Source organism: Plantactinospora sp. CNZ320 (genome assembly GCF_002846275.1).
Genome location: NZ_PJMP01000001.1, coordinates 2,470,317 through 2,484,558 on the forward strand (window position 1 = coordinate 2,470,317; position 14,242 = coordinate 2,484,558).

General features: G+C 72.0%; 13 protein-coding genes and 1 pseudogene. 9 read left to right on the forward strand and 5 right to left on the reverse strand.

Annotation, left to right across the window (positions count from 1 at the left end; translation table 11 throughout):
• Positions 1 to 19 precede the first annotated feature (19 nt).
• Complete coding sequence (locus CLT71_RS10705; RefSeq protein WP_101366985.1) at positions 20 to 910, reverse strand: carbon-nitrogen hydrolase family protein; 891 nt, start codon at positions 908 to 910, stop codon at positions 20 to 22.
• 72 nt (positions 911 to 982) lie between these two features.
• On the opposite strand from CLT71_RS10705, the gene CLT71_RS10710 reads away from it, so the two are divergent.
• The 8 genes and pseudogenes from CLT71_RS10710 (at position 983) to mug (ending at position 7,579) form a co-directional block, all read left to right on the forward strand.
• Complete coding sequence (locus CLT71_RS10710) at positions 983 to 1,780, forward strand: thioesterase family protein (RefSeq protein ID WP_101366986.1); 798 nt, start codon at positions 983 to 985, stop codon at positions 1,778 to 1,780.
• A gap of 82 nt (positions 1,781 to 1,862) precedes the next feature.
• The gene (locus tag CLT71_RS10715) at positions 1,863 to 2,441 is read left to right on the forward strand and encodes a TetR/AcrR family transcriptional regulator (RefSeq protein ID WP_101371330.1); all 579 of its coding nucleotides are present in this window, start codon (positions 1,863 to 1,865) and stop codon (positions 2,439 to 2,441) included.
• 145 nt (positions 2,442 to 2,586) lie between these two features.
• The gene (locus CLT71_RS10720; RefSeq protein ID WP_101366987.1) at positions 2,587 to 3,498 is read left to right on the forward strand and encodes a TIGR04222 domain-containing membrane protein; all 912 of its coding nucleotides are present in this window, start codon (positions 2,587 to 2,589) and stop codon (positions 3,496 to 3,498) included.
• The gene (locus CLT71_RS10725) at positions 3,495 to 4,346 is read left to right on the forward strand and encodes a multinuclear nonheme iron-dependent oxidase (RefSeq protein ID WP_101371331.1); all 852 of its coding nucleotides are present in this window, start codon (positions 3,495 to 3,497) and stop codon (positions 4,344 to 4,346) included. Before CLT71_RS10720 ends, CLT71_RS10725 begins: the two co-directional genes overlap by 4 nt.
• Positions 4,347 to 4,417: 71 nt before the next feature.
• Positions 4,418 to 4,909, forward strand: a complete 492-nt coding sequence (locus CLT71_RS10730; protein WP_101371332.1) for an SCO6045 C-terminal-like domain-containing protein — start codon at positions 4,418 to 4,420, stop codon at positions 4,907 to 4,909.
• A gap of 402 nt (positions 4,910 to 5,311) precedes the next feature.
• Positions 5,312 to 5,798 (forward strand): annotated as a pseudogene (locus CLT71_RS10735) (NUDIX hydrolase).
• 220 nt (positions 5,799 to 6,018) lie between these two features.
• Positions 6,019 to 6,780, forward strand: coding sequence for an SDR family oxidoreductase (locus CLT71_RS10740; RefSeq protein WP_101366988.1), 762 nt, complete (start codon positions 6,019 to 6,021; stop codon positions 6,778 to 6,780).
• A 175-nt stretch (positions 6,781 to 6,955) separates the two neighbouring features.
• Positions 6,956 to 7,579: a G/U mismatch-specific DNA glycosylase gene (gene mug, locus CLT71_RS10745; RefSeq protein ID WP_101366989.1), complete on the forward strand. Its 624-nt coding sequence runs from the start codon at positions 6,956 to 6,958 to the stop codon at positions 7,577 to 7,579.
• Here mug and CLT71_RS10750 read toward each other — a convergent pair.
• The 4 genes from CLT71_RS10750 to CLT71_RS10770 all read right to left on the reverse strand — a co-directional run bounded on the left by CLT71_RS10750 (position 7,564) and on the right by CLT71_RS10770 (position 12,985).
• Positions 7,564 to 9,519 (reverse strand): ABC transporter ATP-binding protein, encoded by a 1,956-nt coding sequence (locus CLT71_RS10750; RefSeq protein WP_199187571.1) that lies wholly within the window; start codon positions 9,517 to 9,519, stop codon positions 7,564 to 7,566. The two genes, mug and CLT71_RS10750, sit on opposite strands and share 16 nt — an antisense overlap.
• A 130-nt stretch (positions 9,520 to 9,649) precedes the next feature.
• A complete protein-coding gene (locus tag CLT71_RS10755) occupies positions 9,650 to 10,414 on the reverse strand; it encodes an enoyl-CoA hydratase/isomerase family protein (protein ID WP_101366991.1) in 765 nt (254 codons plus the stop codon).
• Positions 10,415 to 10,460: 46 nt separating this feature from the next.
• Entirely contained in the window at positions 10,461 to 10,688 is a 228-nt protein-coding gene (locus CLT71_RS10760) for a helix-turn-helix domain-containing protein (RefSeq protein ID WP_007462679.1), read from the reverse strand.
• Positions 10,689 to 11,377: 689 nt separating this feature from the next.
• Positions 11,378 to 12,985 (reverse strand): ABC-F family ATP-binding cassette domain-containing protein, encoded by a 1,608-nt coding sequence (locus CLT71_RS10770; protein ID WP_101366993.1) that lies wholly within the window; start codon positions 12,983 to 12,985, stop codon positions 11,378 to 11,380.
• Between the two features lie 265 nt (positions 12,986 to 13,250).
• On the opposite strand from CLT71_RS10770, the gene ypfJ reads away from it, so the two are divergent.
• Positions 13,251 to 14,165 carry a KPN_02809 family neutral zinc metallopeptidase gene (gene ypfJ / locus CLT71_RS10775; protein ID WP_101366994.1) on the forward strand — a complete coding sequence of 305 codons (915 nt, stop codon included), beginning with the start codon at positions 13,251 to 13,253 and terminating at the stop codon, positions 14,163 to 14,165.
• The last annotated feature ends 77 nt before the right edge of the window (positions 14,166 to 14,242 follow it).

Consider the following 14,242-nt stretch of genomic DNA (forward strand, 5'->3'; position numbering starts at 1 on the left):
GCCATGCCGGGTACGGTGGTCAACCGGTCAATCGGATCCGTACCCGCCCCTGCTCGGGCAGCCGGTCGGCGAGCATCCGGTGCGCGTCACGTACCCGATGCAGTTCGGCCGGATCGAGCCGGGCGACGACGACGGCCTCGCCGGAGTCCCCGGCCCGGCGCAGCACCCGGCCCTCGGGGTCGTAGACCGCCGCGCCGCCGTTGAACCGCCACGGCGCCGCGCCGTCGACCGCGTTGGCGAAGACCACGTACATGGTGTTGTCGAGCGCGCGGGCGCGGTAGTAGAGGTCGCGCCGGTGTTCGGAGCCGGCCAGGTAGCCGCTCGGGCAGAGGTAGCCGTGCGCCCCGTCGTCCGCCGCCGCCCGTCCGTGCTCGGGGAAGCAGCCGTCGTAGCAGACCCCGAGCCCCAGCCGCCAACCGTCGACCACCAGGGTCGCGCCGCTGCGCCCGGGCGTGAACAGCGCGTTCTCGTCCGGACCCCAGAGGTGTTGTTTGGCGTATCCGGCGCCGACCCGGCCGGCGCGGTCCAGCACCAGCGCCGAACAGGTCCGCCGGCCGTCCGGGTGCCGGACCGCCGCGCCGACCACGACCACCACCGCGCGATCCCGGGCCACCTGGCGCAGCGGATCGAGCCGGACGTCCGCCACCCACCCGTCGTCGTCGGCGGCCACGTCGGTGGCGGCCGGATCGTCGGCGAGGGTCGGCGGATGGTACGCCGGCAGAAACAGCTCGGGCAGTACGACGACCCGGGCGCCCTCGTCGGCGGCCCGGGTCACCAACCGGGCGGCGGAGCGGGCGTTCCCCGGCACGTCCCCGGGCTCCGGCTGCGCCTGGATCGCGGCGACGGGCAGTACGGCGGCCGGTGGCTCTGCGGTGGTCGCGGCCGGTGGCTCTGCGGTGGTCTGCGTCACGGCCGCGATGATAACCGGGCGGCGGAGCCGCCCCGATCTTGCGAAACCGGCGCCGGAGAGGAAAATCGGCCCGTGCCCGACGCCTTCTACCTACCCACCGACGATCCCGAGCGGTACCTCGCCACTCCGGCCACCGAGGGCCCGTGGAGCAGTGGGTTGCAACACGGCGGACCGCCGTGCGCGCTGCTGGCGAGGGCCGTGGAACGGGTAGCCAGCTCGTTGGAGGGGCCGGCACAGGTCAGCCGGCTGACGTTGGAGTTCCTCGGCGCCGTACCGGTGGCCGAGGTCTCCGTACGGGCCGCCGTGGCCCGGCCCGGCCGTTCGGTGGAACTGGTCGAGGCCGAGTTGCACGCGGCGGGACGGGTGGCGCTGCGTGCCCGGGTCTGGCGGATCCGGCGTACCCCGGTCGACCTGCCCGCCGAGGTGCTCACCGCTGCATTGGCACCGCCGCCCCGACCGGCCCAACCGTCCCGGTTCACCGAGCCACGCTGGCAGATCGGCTATCTGCGGGCAATCGACTGGCGGTTCGTCGAGGGCCACTTCGAGCGTCCCGGCCCGGCCTCGGCCTGGGCCCGGCAACGGATCCCGCTGGTGGCCGGCGAGGAGCCGAGCCCGGTGCAGCGGGTCGCCCTGCTCGCCGACTCCGGCAACGGGCTGAGCCGGTTGCTGGACATGCAGCGGTGGTGGTTCATCAACACCGAGTTGACTGTGCACCTGCACCGGCAGCCGGCCGAGGAGTGGCTGCACGTACGGGCCGGTACGACCCTGGACGGGTACGGGTCCGGGCTGGCCGAGACGGTGCTCTCCGACTCCGACGGTCAACTGGGCCGGGGCGCCCAGGCCCTGATGGTGGGACGCCGGCCCGACTGAGCGGCCCGGTGGGGACGGCGGTCGGCGGTCCAAGACGTACGTACGGATTGCATACCGCCACGCCGCCTGGCACGATCGGATGGTGCCCAGGGTAAGTCAGGACCAGCTCGACGCCCGCCGTCAGGAGATTCTCGGCGCGGCCCGGGCCTGCTTCGCCCGACACGGCTACGAGGGTGCCACGGTGCGCCGGCTCGAAGAGGCGACCGGGCTCTCCCGGGGAGCGATCTTCCACCACTTCCGGGACAAGGACTCCCTCTTCCTCGCCGTCGCCGAGGACGACGCCGCCGCGATGGTCGCCACGGTGGCCCGCAACGGTCTGGTGCAGGTCATGCGGGACCTGCTGGCCGGTGCCACCTCCCCCGACACCACCGGCTGGCTGGGCAGCCAGCTCGAGGTCTCCCGGCGACTGCGCACCGATCCCGAGTTCGCACAGCGCTGGGCGGAACGGTCGGCGAGTCTCGCCGAGGCCACCCGGGAGCGGCTGGCCCGGCAGCGGGACGCCGGGGTGCTGCGCGACGACGTACCCATCGAGACGCTGGCCCGGTTCCTGGAGCTGGCCTACGACGGCCTGGTGCTGCAACTGGCGATGGCCCGCCCGGCCGGGGACCTCGGCCCGGTGCTGGACCTGGTCGAGGAGGCGGTCCGCCGACCGGAGGGCTAAGCGGGTCGGCTCGTGAGGCTGCACCGGACTGCTCGTGAGGATGTACCGGACCACTCGTGAGGTTTGCCGAATCGCGACCGGGCCGACTGGCGCAGCCGTTCCACAATGGTGACACTCCGCCGCCCGTACGCCTGGAGGCACCCGGATGGACGCGCTGACATCGCAGACCGAGACGTGGGGCGTACCCGGGCCGGTCTTCCTGACCGTCTACCTGACGATCGCCGGGGTCGTCCTGCTCGGCACCCTGCTCCACCGGTGGGTCGCCTTCGCTGGGCACCGGCCACCGGGAGCCGAGCGGCTGCACCCCATCCAGCTCGCCTGGCTGGCTGGCGGTGACCGGCTGGCCGTACACGCCACCCTCGGCGGGTTGCGTGCGGCCGGGGCGGTCGGCACCACGGCACAGCGCCGGCTGGCGCGCACCGGGCCGCTGCCGGTACCCGCGACGCCGCTCGACGCCGCCGTGCACCGGGCCGCCGCGCGGCGCGTACCCGGACGGGCCCTCGACAGCGATCCCGAGGTCCTCGCGGCGCTCGCCGCGCTCCGCGCCGAACTTGCCCGCAGTGGCCTGGCGCTGCCCCGGTCGGCCCGCCCGGCCGCCCGGATCGGGCCGGTGGTGCTGCTCGGGCTGCTGGTGGTCGGCGTGGCCCGGTTGGTCGCCGGCCTGGTCGGCGGCCAGCCGGTCGGCTACCTCGGGCTTAGCCTGCTGGTGCTGGCGCCCACCGGCGTGGTACTGCTCCGCACGGTGCCGCACCGGACCCGGGCGGCGGGCGCACTGCTGCGTGAACTGCGCCGGCAACACCGGCACCTCGAACCGAGATACTCCCCGGCCTACGCCACCTATGGCGCTGCCAGTGCCGCGCTGGGGATCGCCCTGTTCGGCACGGCCGCGCTCGTCGGGTTCGATCCGGCGTTCGCGATGGAGGCGGAGGTGCAGCGGACGATGAGCGGCTCGACGACCACCGGCAGCAGCGGCGGCAGCTCCGGTGGCGGGGACGGTGGTGGCGGCTCCGGCGGATGCGGCAGCGGGTGCGGTGGCTGCGGCGGGTGCGGCGGATGACGACCGGTGACGCCGTGCCCGGCGCGGCGGTCACGACGGCCGGATACGGCGTGGGGATCGGCTGGCGTCCCGAGATCGCCGGCTTCGTCGCCGAACTGCCCGGCCTGCGCTTCGTCGAGGTGATCGCCGAGTCGATCCCCGCCGCCGGGCCACCGCCCGGCCTCGCCGAGCTGCGCGAACGCGGCGTGACCGTGGTACCGCACGGGGTACGGCTCTCCCTCGGTGGCGCCGAACCGGTGGAACCGGCCCGGGTACGCCAGTTCGCCCGGGCCGCCGAACTGCTGGACGCCCCACTGGCCAGTGAACACATCGCATTCGTCCGGGCCGGTGGCATCGAGGCGGGTCACCTGCTGCCGTTGCCGCGCACCCGGGAGGCGGTCGACGCGGTGGTCGCCAACGTCGCCCGGGTACGGGCCGAACTTGCCGTCCCGCTCGCCCTGGAGCCGATCGCCGCCATCTTCGACTGGCCGGACGACGAGCTGGACGAGGCGGACTTCCTCACCGAGATCCTCGACCGTACCGGCGCGCTGCTGCTGCTGGACATCGCCAACGTCTACGCCAACGCCCGCAACCGGGGTACCGACCCGCTCGACCTGCTCGACCGGCTGCCGCTGGAACGAATCGGCTACGTACACGTCGCGGGTGGCGCGGCCAGCGACGGCATCTACCACGACACGCACACCGACCCGGTCCCACCGGAGGTACTCGACCTGGTCGCCGAACTCTCCGCCCGGCGCCGGCCGCCGGCGCTGCTGCTGGAGCGGGACGGGCACTATCCACCGGCGGCGACGCTCCGCGCCGAACTGGACGCGATCGCCGCCGCCGCCGGCTATCCGGCGGTGACCTGACGATGACCGATCAGCGTGCAGCGAGGGCGGGCGACGGGGGCCGGGGTGCGGCTCCCGCCGGTGGCCACCCGATGGTCACCGACGCCTCCCCGCCGGAGTCGGCCGCCGCGCTGGCCGACCGGCAGGCCGCGCTGGTGGCCGCCCTGGTCGCCGGGGCACCGCTGCCGCCCGGCTTCGATGCCCGGCTGGTCGGGGTGGCCCGGTCGGCGCTGCTGCACAAGCGGGCCGGCGAGGTCGCCCGGCACTGGCCGCTGCTCGCCGCCGGGCACGGCCGGAGTTGGCGGGCCGTCTTCGCGGCCTGGGCGGCGGGCCGCCCGACCGCAGGCTCGATCCGGGACGGTTGGGACCTGGCCCGGCACCTGGCCGCCGAGAAGACCCTGCCGGCGCCCGCCGCCGAGGAACTCGCCATCCGGGAGGCCGGCTGGTGGTACGACGGTCGCACACCCCCACGCCGACGCCGGCTGCCGGCGCTGCGCCGCACTCCGGACGCGCTGGTGGTGCAGATCGCCGGCCGGGTACGGGCGTACAGGGTGCCCGGCTCCCGGGCCACCGCCCGTCGGTGACCTCTCGTTCCAGACGAAGAGTGTCGTCGGTTCGAATCCGGCTACCCGACAGAGTCGGGAGGCCACCGACGGATCACGGTTTCAAGCCGTGAGCGATCGGCGGCGGGGCCGGGGGTGGTCGGCGCGGAGACTGTCGAGCTGGGTGCACAAGCGGGGCGCGGGAGTCGGGGTTGCCGACGGCGTGCCGCGGTTCGGGTCGACCGCCGGGCGGGCCCGGGGGGTTCGGGCAGCCCGGGAGGGTGGGTACACAAGCGGGGCAGCTCGACAGTCTCCACGGCGCGTATCCCCACCCCGGCACCCGACCCGACGTCAGAACGCCGACCCAGAGATACCCGGCGGCACCGGATCACCCGATCAACCCGCAAAGACGAGGCACCATCTGAGCAACGTGGACCAGCGGAGATGACCCGGTGGACCATCCACGGTGAGCGGGTGGTCGACGACACCCGCCGGGCCCGGCTGAGCATTGCCGAGGTGAAGTTGCCCGACGGAGTTCGCTTCGAGCAGTACGTGATCCGGGCTCCCCGGTCGGCCATGGTCGCCGTACTCGACGATCAGCTGCGCCTGCTGTTGATGCGACGGCACCGCTTCGTGTTCAACCGGTGGGTGTGGGAGTTGCCCGGCGGCTACGTCGACGACGAGGAGCACCCGGCGCAGTGCGCGGTACGGGACGTCGAGGAGGAGACTCGCCGACGCCGAGACCCTGCTCTTCCTGTCTCGGCAGGCCGAGCACATCGGCACACCCTTGGACGTGAACGAGGCTGAGCAGGTCGCCTGGATTCCGCTCGACGAGGCGTACGAGTTGGTGTCCCGGGGTGAGATCGTCGGTGCCGGCACAGTGATCGCGGTGCTGGAGCTGGTCGCGCGTAGGGCTCGCGGGGAGCTGTAACGGTCAACGCCGCCGGCCGAGGATGGCGTCGATGCGGCTGATGAAGTGCCGGCCGGACCCGACCCCGAACGGCCCCAACACGCCCGCCGACCTCGGATGACACCCGATCAAACCAGTCTGCCGACATTTCGGGACTGCAGGGTGGCGAGCCCGGCTCAGCCCGGGCACTCACGGGTACGGAAGATCGCCTCGACGCCGCCCGGGTCATAGGATCCCTTCCATGGACCTCGGACTCGCGGACCGGGCGTACGTGCTCACCGGCGCCTCGAAGGGACTCGGTCTCGCCACCGCACGTGCCCTGGTGGCCGACGGCGCCCGGGTCGTGATCTCGGCACGCGATCCCGACCAGGTGGCCGAGACGGCGCGCCGGCTCGGCCCGGAGGACCGGGTGGTGGGGCTGGTAGCCGACCTGGCCGCGCCGGAGACCGCGAGCCGACTGGTCGAGACCGCGCTGGAGCGGTTCGGCCGGCTCGACGGCGCACTCGTCTCGGTCGGCGGCCCGCCGCCGGGAAGCGTCGCCCAGGCCACCGACGCGCAGTGGCGGGACTCCTTCGAGACCATCTTCCTCGGCACCGTCCGGGCTGCCCGGACGATCGCGGCGGCACTGCAGAGCGGCGGTGCGCTCGGCCTGGTCCTCTCCACCTCGGTACGGGCACCGGTTCCAGGGCTCGGCATCTCGAACGGGCTGCGGCCAGGGCTGGCCGGGGTGGCCAAGGACATGGCCGACGAGTACGGCCCGCGCGGCGTACGGGTGATCAGTCTGCTTCCGGGCCGGATCCTGACCGACCGTAACCGGGACCTCTTCGCCGCCACCGGCGACCCGGAGCGGGCCCGGGCCGACGCCGAGGCGGCGATACCGCTGCGGCGGCTCGGCGATCCGGAGGAGTTCGGCCGGGTGGCGGCGTTCGTCCTCTCCCCCGCCGCCAGCTATCTGACCGGGGTCACCATCCCGGTCGACGGCGGCGCGCTGCGCGGCCTCTGACTGTCTCGGGACACCGGCCGGCACCGATCCGGATAGAGTTGCCACCCGTTGCCGGGGAGGTGGATGTCATCCTTACCATCAGTTTGATCGTGCTCGCCGTCGGTGGGCTGGGTTGCCTGGTGGTGACCGTCCTGGCGGTGACGCTGATCTGGGCGACCCGGAAGAACGGCCAACCGTGACCACCACGCCACCGGCCAGACGCAGGCCGAGCCCGGCCGCAGCGCCCCGGGCCAGGCGCCGGCCGACCCCGGCCGAGGTGGCGGCGGCGGCCGACCGGCTGCTTCCGGACCTGATCGCCCCGGGCCTGGAGGTGCTCTTCTGCGGCATCAACCCGGGGCTCTACTCGGCGGCGACCGGCTGGCACTTCGCCCGGCCCGGCAACCGGTTCTGGCCGGCGCTGCACCAGGGCGGGTTCACACCGCACCTGCTCGATCCAGCCGACCAGGCCGAACTGCTCGGCTACGGGCTAGGCATCACCAATCTGGCGGCCCGGGCCAGCGCCCGGGCCGACGAGCTGACCCGGGACGAACTCGTCGAGGGCGGCCGGCTGCTGGTCGAGAAGGTTCGCCGCTACCGGCCCCGCTGGGTGGCGGTGCTCGGGGTGACGGCGTACCGGACGGCGTTCGAGCGGCGTACGGCGAGGATCGGCCGGCAACCGGAGACGATCGGCGACGCGCGACTCTGGGTGCTGCCGAACCCGAGCGGGCTGAACGCGCACTTCACCGGCCCCGGGTTGGCCGCCGAGTTCGCTGCGCTTCGGGCGGCGACCCTGGAGCAGGTGGGTCAGACCGGGTCGTAGTCCGGACGGGGCATCGTGATCACCGGCTCCGGGCCGACCGCGTCGGCGTACGGGACCGGGGAGTCGACGACGGCGAACTGCGTCCGGTACAGCTCGGCGTAGAGGCCGCCGACGGCGACCAGTTCGTCGTGCCGGCCCCGTTCGACGATCCGGCCGCGGTCGAGGACCAGGATCTGGTCGGCCTCCCGTACCGTCGACAGCCGGTGTGCGATGACCAGCGCCGTACGCCCGCTCAGCGCCACCGACAGGGCCCGCTGCACCGCCGCCTCCGACTCGGAGTCGAGGTGTGCGGTCGCCTCGTCCAGGATGACGATCGACGGGGCCTTGAGCAGCAGTCGGGCGATGGCGATGCGCTGCTTCTCACCGCCGGAGAAGCGGTAGCCCCGCTCGCCGACCATGGTGTCCAGCCCGTCCGGCAGGGATCGGACCAGCTCCTCCACCTGGGCGCCGCGCAGCGCCGCCCAGAGTTCGTCGTCGGTCGCGTCGGGCTTGGCGTAGCGCAGGTTCTCGGCGATCGTCTCGTGGAACAGGTGCGAGTCCTGCGTCACCACCCCGATGGTGTCGCGCAGTGAGTCTCCGGTGGCGTCCCGGACGTCGACACCGCCGACCCGGACCGCACCGTCGGTCACGTCGTAGATCCGGGAGACCAGCATCGAGGTGGTGGACTTGCCGGCGCCGGAGGGCCCGACCAGGGCCACCATCTGGCCCGGCTCGACTGTGAACGAGACGCCGCGCAGCACCGGCTCGTTGACGGTACGGTCCAGCGTGGCGACCTCCTCCAGCGAGGCGAGCGAGACCTCGGCGGCGGACGGGTAGCGGAACCGCACGTCGGCGAATTCCAGCCGCCCGGCACCGCGCGGGATCTCCACCGCGTCCGGCCTCTCGGCGATCGACGGGGTGAGGTCGAGCACCTCGAAGACCCGGTCGAAGGAGACCAGGGCGCTCATCACGTCCACCCGGACGTTCGACAGCGCGGTCAGCGGGCCGTAGAGGCGGGTGAGCAGCAGGGCGAGCGTCACCACCGTGCCGGCGCTGACGTCACCCCGGACGGCGAGCCAGCCGCCGAGCCCGTAGGTCAGGGCCTGGGCGAGCGAGGCGACCAGGAGCATCGCCACGAAGAAGGTGCGGGAGTACATCGCGGACTGGATACCGATGTCGCGGACCCGTTCGGCCCGGTCACCGAAGCGCCGCGCCTCGACCTCCGGCTGGGCGAAGAGCTTGACCAGCAGCGCTCCGGCCACCCCGAACCGCTCGGTCATTGTGGCGTTCATCTTGGCGTCGAGGTCGTACGACTCCCGGGTGATCTCCGCCAGCCGGCGCCCCACCCGGCGGGCCGGGATGATGAAGATCGGCAGCAGTACCAGGGAGAGCGCGGTGATCTGCCAGGAGAGCGTGAACATGACGGCGGCGGTCAGCACGAGCTGGATGATGTTGCTGACCACTCCGGAGAGGGTGCTGGTGAAGGCCCGCTGCGCCCCGGTCACGTCGTTGTTGATCCGGCTGACCAGCGCCCCGGTCTGGGTACGGGTGAAGAACTGCAACGGCATCCGCTGGACATGGTCGAAGACCCGGGTCCGCAGGTTGAGGATGATCCCCTCGCCGATCCGCGCCGAATACCAGCGCTGGGCCAGCGAGAGCAGCGCGTCGACCACCGCCAGTCCGGCGATCACCAGGGCCAGCCGGACGACCAGGTCGGCCGCGTCGGAACCGCCCCGCGAGATCGCGTTGATCACGTCACCGGCCAGGACCGGGGTCGCCACCCCGATGATCGCGGCGAGCACCACCGTGACCAGGAAGACCGCGATGTCGCGCCGGTAGGGCCGGGCGAACTCGACGACCCGCCGGACGCTGCGCCGGCTCACCCGGTGTGCGGTCACCTCGTCGCGGTTGCGCAACGAACGCAGCATGTTCCAACCGCCCATGCTGGCACCAGCACCCATCGGGTTCACCACGCGCGACCTCCCAGTCGTCCTCGACGACTACGACAACCGGAGTGGCGGCGCGATTCTTCCCGAATCGCCCCCATGATCACACCCCGTCGGCGTGATCACGCACACCGTCGGGCTCAGCCTATTCGCCGGCTCCGACAAGATCACGCATACGCCGGACCTGCGCCTCGCGCTCGGCCCGCTGCTGCTCGGCCGGGGAGCGCCCGGAGGCGCCGGCCAACAGCGCCTTGATCTCCACCACCGCGTTCCGGCCGCCGCTCAGGATCGCCGCGGTCAGGTCCCGGACCGCCGCGTCGAGGTCGTCCGGCGGTACGACCACGGTGGCCAGGCCGAGCCGCTCAGCCTCGGTCGCGTCGATCCGCCGGCCGGTCACGCAGATCTCCAGGGCGCGGGCGTAGCCGACCAGATCCACCAGCCGCTTGGTGCCGGCCAGGTCGGGGACCAGACCGAGGGTCACCTCGGCCATCGCGAAGGTGGCGTCGGTGGCGAGCACCCGAAGGTCGCAGGCGAGCGCGAGTTGGAAGCCTGCCCCGATGGCGTGCCCCTGCACGGCCGCGACGGAGATCAGGTCGGGCCGGTGCAGCCAGGTGAAAGCGGCCTGGAAACCGGCGATCCGTTCAGCACACTCCTCGGGCGGCAACGCGGCCATCTCGGCGAGAGAGTTCTCCGCCCCGGATCGGCCGGTCACCACGGAGAGGTCGAGCCCGGCGGAAAAGGCCCGACCCTCGCCCCGTACCACCACGACGCGCACGTCACCCGGGAGTTCCCGGGAGAAGTCGCGCATCGCCCGCCACATCTGCGGCGTCTGTGCGTTGAGTACGTCGGGCCGGCACAACGTCACTGTCGCGACCGGCCCGTCGCAATTGAGTCGTACGCCGACGGTCATGCAGAAGTCCGTGGGCGTACGGGTCCGGACCAGGCTGCTGAACGGATCACGCCTTCTTCCGACGACGCGCGCCGCCACGCTGACGAAGCTGTACACCAGACTCGGTGAGCACCCGGTGGATGAACCCGTAGGAACGGCCGGTCGAGGCCGCCAGGGCGCGGATGCTTTCGCCGGAGGTATACCGCTTGACCAGGTCCTTGGCGAGCGTCTGGCGCTCGGCTCCGACGATCCGGCGACCCTTCTCAGTGCTGGTGGCTGTGCCAGTGGCTGCCATGTTGATTCCTCACGTCCCAGACTGTGCGGTTCGATACGGTCCCACCTATTAGACCGCCTCGAACGATCATGCGCTAGATATCAACTCTTCGCCAACCGACACGCACAGCACTGTCAGTTTCCCGATTGAGTGATTGCGCCACCGGCGAGGTCCGCATCCACCATCCGGGCTTCCACCGCACGTCAGCAGGGATTTCGAGCCGCAACCGCCCGGACGCGAGCCGGGCCGAGGCGGATATACCGCCGCCCGGTCGAGTTTCCTTCCACGACACGAGAGTTTCGGCTCATCATTCGGCGAGTTTTGTTCCACCGACGTCAAGTTTCGGCTCACGTCGCGGAGGCTTTCGTTCCCGGCTCGGATTCCGTAGGGGTGGATTCCGCAGAATGCGTTCCGGGCTCGCCGACTGCCGTCTGTGCCCGCCACCGGCAACCACGAGACATTGTCGTACTGGGTGTCCACTTCGGCACCTCGACACGGGCTCGACGGCACCGATCCCGGATCGTCGTCGGTCAGTACCCGGAATCCGCCGCGACCACCGCAGCCGGCACCGCGCGTCGGGCGGCAGGCCGGCGACGGACCCCGCCGCCAGGCCAGCTCGACCAGGCCAGCAAGACCAGATCGCCAAGGCCGGCTCGACCGAGTGGCCAGGCCGGCTCGATCGAGGTCGCCAGGTCGGCTCGAAGAGGTTGCTAGGCCAGCTCGACGAGTTCGAGCAGGTCGTCGCTCCAGGCGTCCTCGTCACCGTCCGGCAGCAGGATCGCCCGGTCGGGCTTGAGCGCGAGCACCGCACCCGGATCGTGGGTGACCAGCACGATCGCCCCGGGATAGCGGGCGATCGCGTCGAGCACCTGCTCCCGGCTCACCGGGTCCAGGTTGTTTGTCGGCTCGTCGAGGAGCAGCACGTTCGCGCCCGAGCAGACCAGGGTGGCCAGCGCCAGCCGGGTCTTCTCACCGCCGGAGAGCACTCCGGCCGGCTTCTCCACGTCGTCACCGGAGAAGAGGAACGCGCCGAGGATCTTTCGCAGGTCGGTGTCGGACTGCTCGCTGGCGGCACTGCGCATGTGGTCCAGTACGCTGCGGTCCACGTCGAGCGTCTCGTGCTCCTGCGCGTAGTAACCCAACCGCAGTCCGTGCCCTGGCCGGACCTCGCCGGTGTCCGGCTCCAACAGGCCGCCGAGGATCCGCAGCAGAGTGGTCTTGCCGGCACCGTTCAGCCCGAGGATCGCCACCCGGGAGCCCCGGTCGACGGCGACGTTCACGTCGGTGAAGATCTCCAGCGAGCCGTACGACTTCGACAGCCCGACGGCGGTCAGCGGCGTCTTGCCGCACGGCGCCGGGCTGGGGAAGCGAACCTTGGCCACCCGGTCGGCGACCCGGGCCTCCTCCAGACCGGAGAGCAGCTTCTCGGCCCGACGGGCCATGTTCTGCGCCGCGACCGTCTTGGTGGCCTTGGCCCGCATCTTGTCGGCCTGGGCCATCAGCGCGCCGGCCTTCTTCTCGGCGTTGGCCCGCTCCCGGCGGCGGCGCCGCTCGTCGGTCTCCCGCTGCTCCAGGTATTTCTGCCAGCCGACGTTGTAGACGTCCACCACCGAGCGGGTGGCGTCGAGGAACCAGACCTTGTTGACCACGGCCTCCAGCAGCGAGGCGTCGTGACTGATCACGATCAGGCCGCCCTTGTGCGCGGCGAGGAAACTGCGCAGCCAGGTGATCGAGTCAGCGTCCAGGTGGTTGGTCGGCTCGTCGAGCAGCAGGATCCCGCCGCCGTTGGCTGCCGCGTCCCGGAACAGGATCCGGGCCAGTTCGACCCGGCGGCGCTGACCGCCGGAGAGGGTACCGATGGTCTGCGCCAGTACCCTGTCCGGCAGGCCGAGGTTGGCGCAGATCCGCGCCGCTTCGGCCTCTGCGGCGTACCCGCCGAGGGAGGCGAACTGGTCCTCCAGGGCGCCGTACCGGCGGACCAGCCGGTCGTCGCCGGAACCGTCGGCGAGCTGCTCCTCGATCTCCTTCATCCGGGCCATCAGCACGTCCAGGCCCCGGGCCGAGAGCACCCGGTCCCGGGCGGTGACCCCCAGGTCGCCGGTGCGCGGGTCCTGCGGCAGGTAGCCCACCTGGCTGCGCCGGTCGATCTGCCCGGCATAGGGCTGCCCCTCGCCGGCCAGCACCTTGAGGGTGGTGGTCTTGCCGGCCCCGTTACGCCCCACCAGGCCGATCCGGTCGCCGGGCTGGACGCGCAGCGTGGTGTCGGACAGCAGGATCCGGGCGCCGGCACGGAGTTCCAGGCCGCTCGCAGTGATCATGTCGGAGGACTCGCTCTCGGGGTCGAAGGCTGACTCAGGGCACACGGACGAGCCGGCGGATCACGATCCGTCGGCTCGGGGCGTTCAGCCTTCGCAGAGCAGCACGGTGCGATTGTACCGGGCGACCGGCCCGGACCGGTGCCGGATTACCGATCAAGATCACCGGGTATCGACAGAACCCGACACCGGGCAACACCGGCGACAGTCGGTCTGCGCAGGTGACATCGGGCGAAGGCATCGGCGATCAGGGCGATCGGGGTACGTGATGGAACTCAACGAGAACGCACGGATCGATACCAGTCAGGTGGACGACCGGCGCGGGTCCGGCGGCGGCGGGATCGCCGGGATCCCGATTCCGATCGGCGGCGGTCGGGGCGGCATAGTCGGCCTGATCATCGCCGTCCTGGTCACCCTGGTCGGCGGCGGCTTCGGCGTCAGCCAGCTCGCCGGCGGAGGCGAGGGGGAACAGGGCGACAACACCGCGCTGGAGCAGCGCTGCGACGCCGCCGACGCGCTGCGCCAGCTCGACTGCCGCAACACCCTCTTCGTCAACTCCATCCAGGAGTACTGGAAGCGGGCGATGCCGGAGCACTTCGACCGGCCGTACGAGCCGTCCGACACGGTCTTTTTCGAGCAGGCGGTGAGCAGTGCCTGTGGCCGGGCCGACTCCGGCGTCGGGCCGTTCTACTGCCCGCTCGACGACCTGGTCTACATCGACCTGAGCTTCTACCGGGTACTCGCCGAGCAGCTCGGCGCCCCCGGCGAGTTCGCCCAGCCGTACGTGCTGGCGCACGAGTACGGCCACCACGTGCAGGACCTGCTCGGCACCGAGCAGCGGGTACGCGACCAGCGGCAGGCCAACCCCGCCGAGGCCAACCGCCTCTCGGTGCTGCTGGAACTCCAGGCGGACTGCTACGCCGGCGCGTGGGCCCGCAACGCCACCGGCACCGCCGACGATCGCGGGGTGAAGATCTTCAAGAGTCTCACCGATCAGGACATCCAGGAGGGGCTGGACACCGCTGCGGCGATCGGCGACGACGCGATCCAGCGGAAGTCCGGCGGCCGGATCGACGAGTCGCAGTTCACCCACGGCAGCTCGGCCGACCGGCAGAAGTGGTTCGGCACCGGCTACTCCAGCGGCGACCCGACCTCCTGCGACACCTTCGGCACCGCCCGCTGAGCCGCACTCCCACTGACAGGCTCTCCCACTGATCCGCTCCCCCGCCGGGCGCTGTCCTGCGGGGGATCCCGGCTACG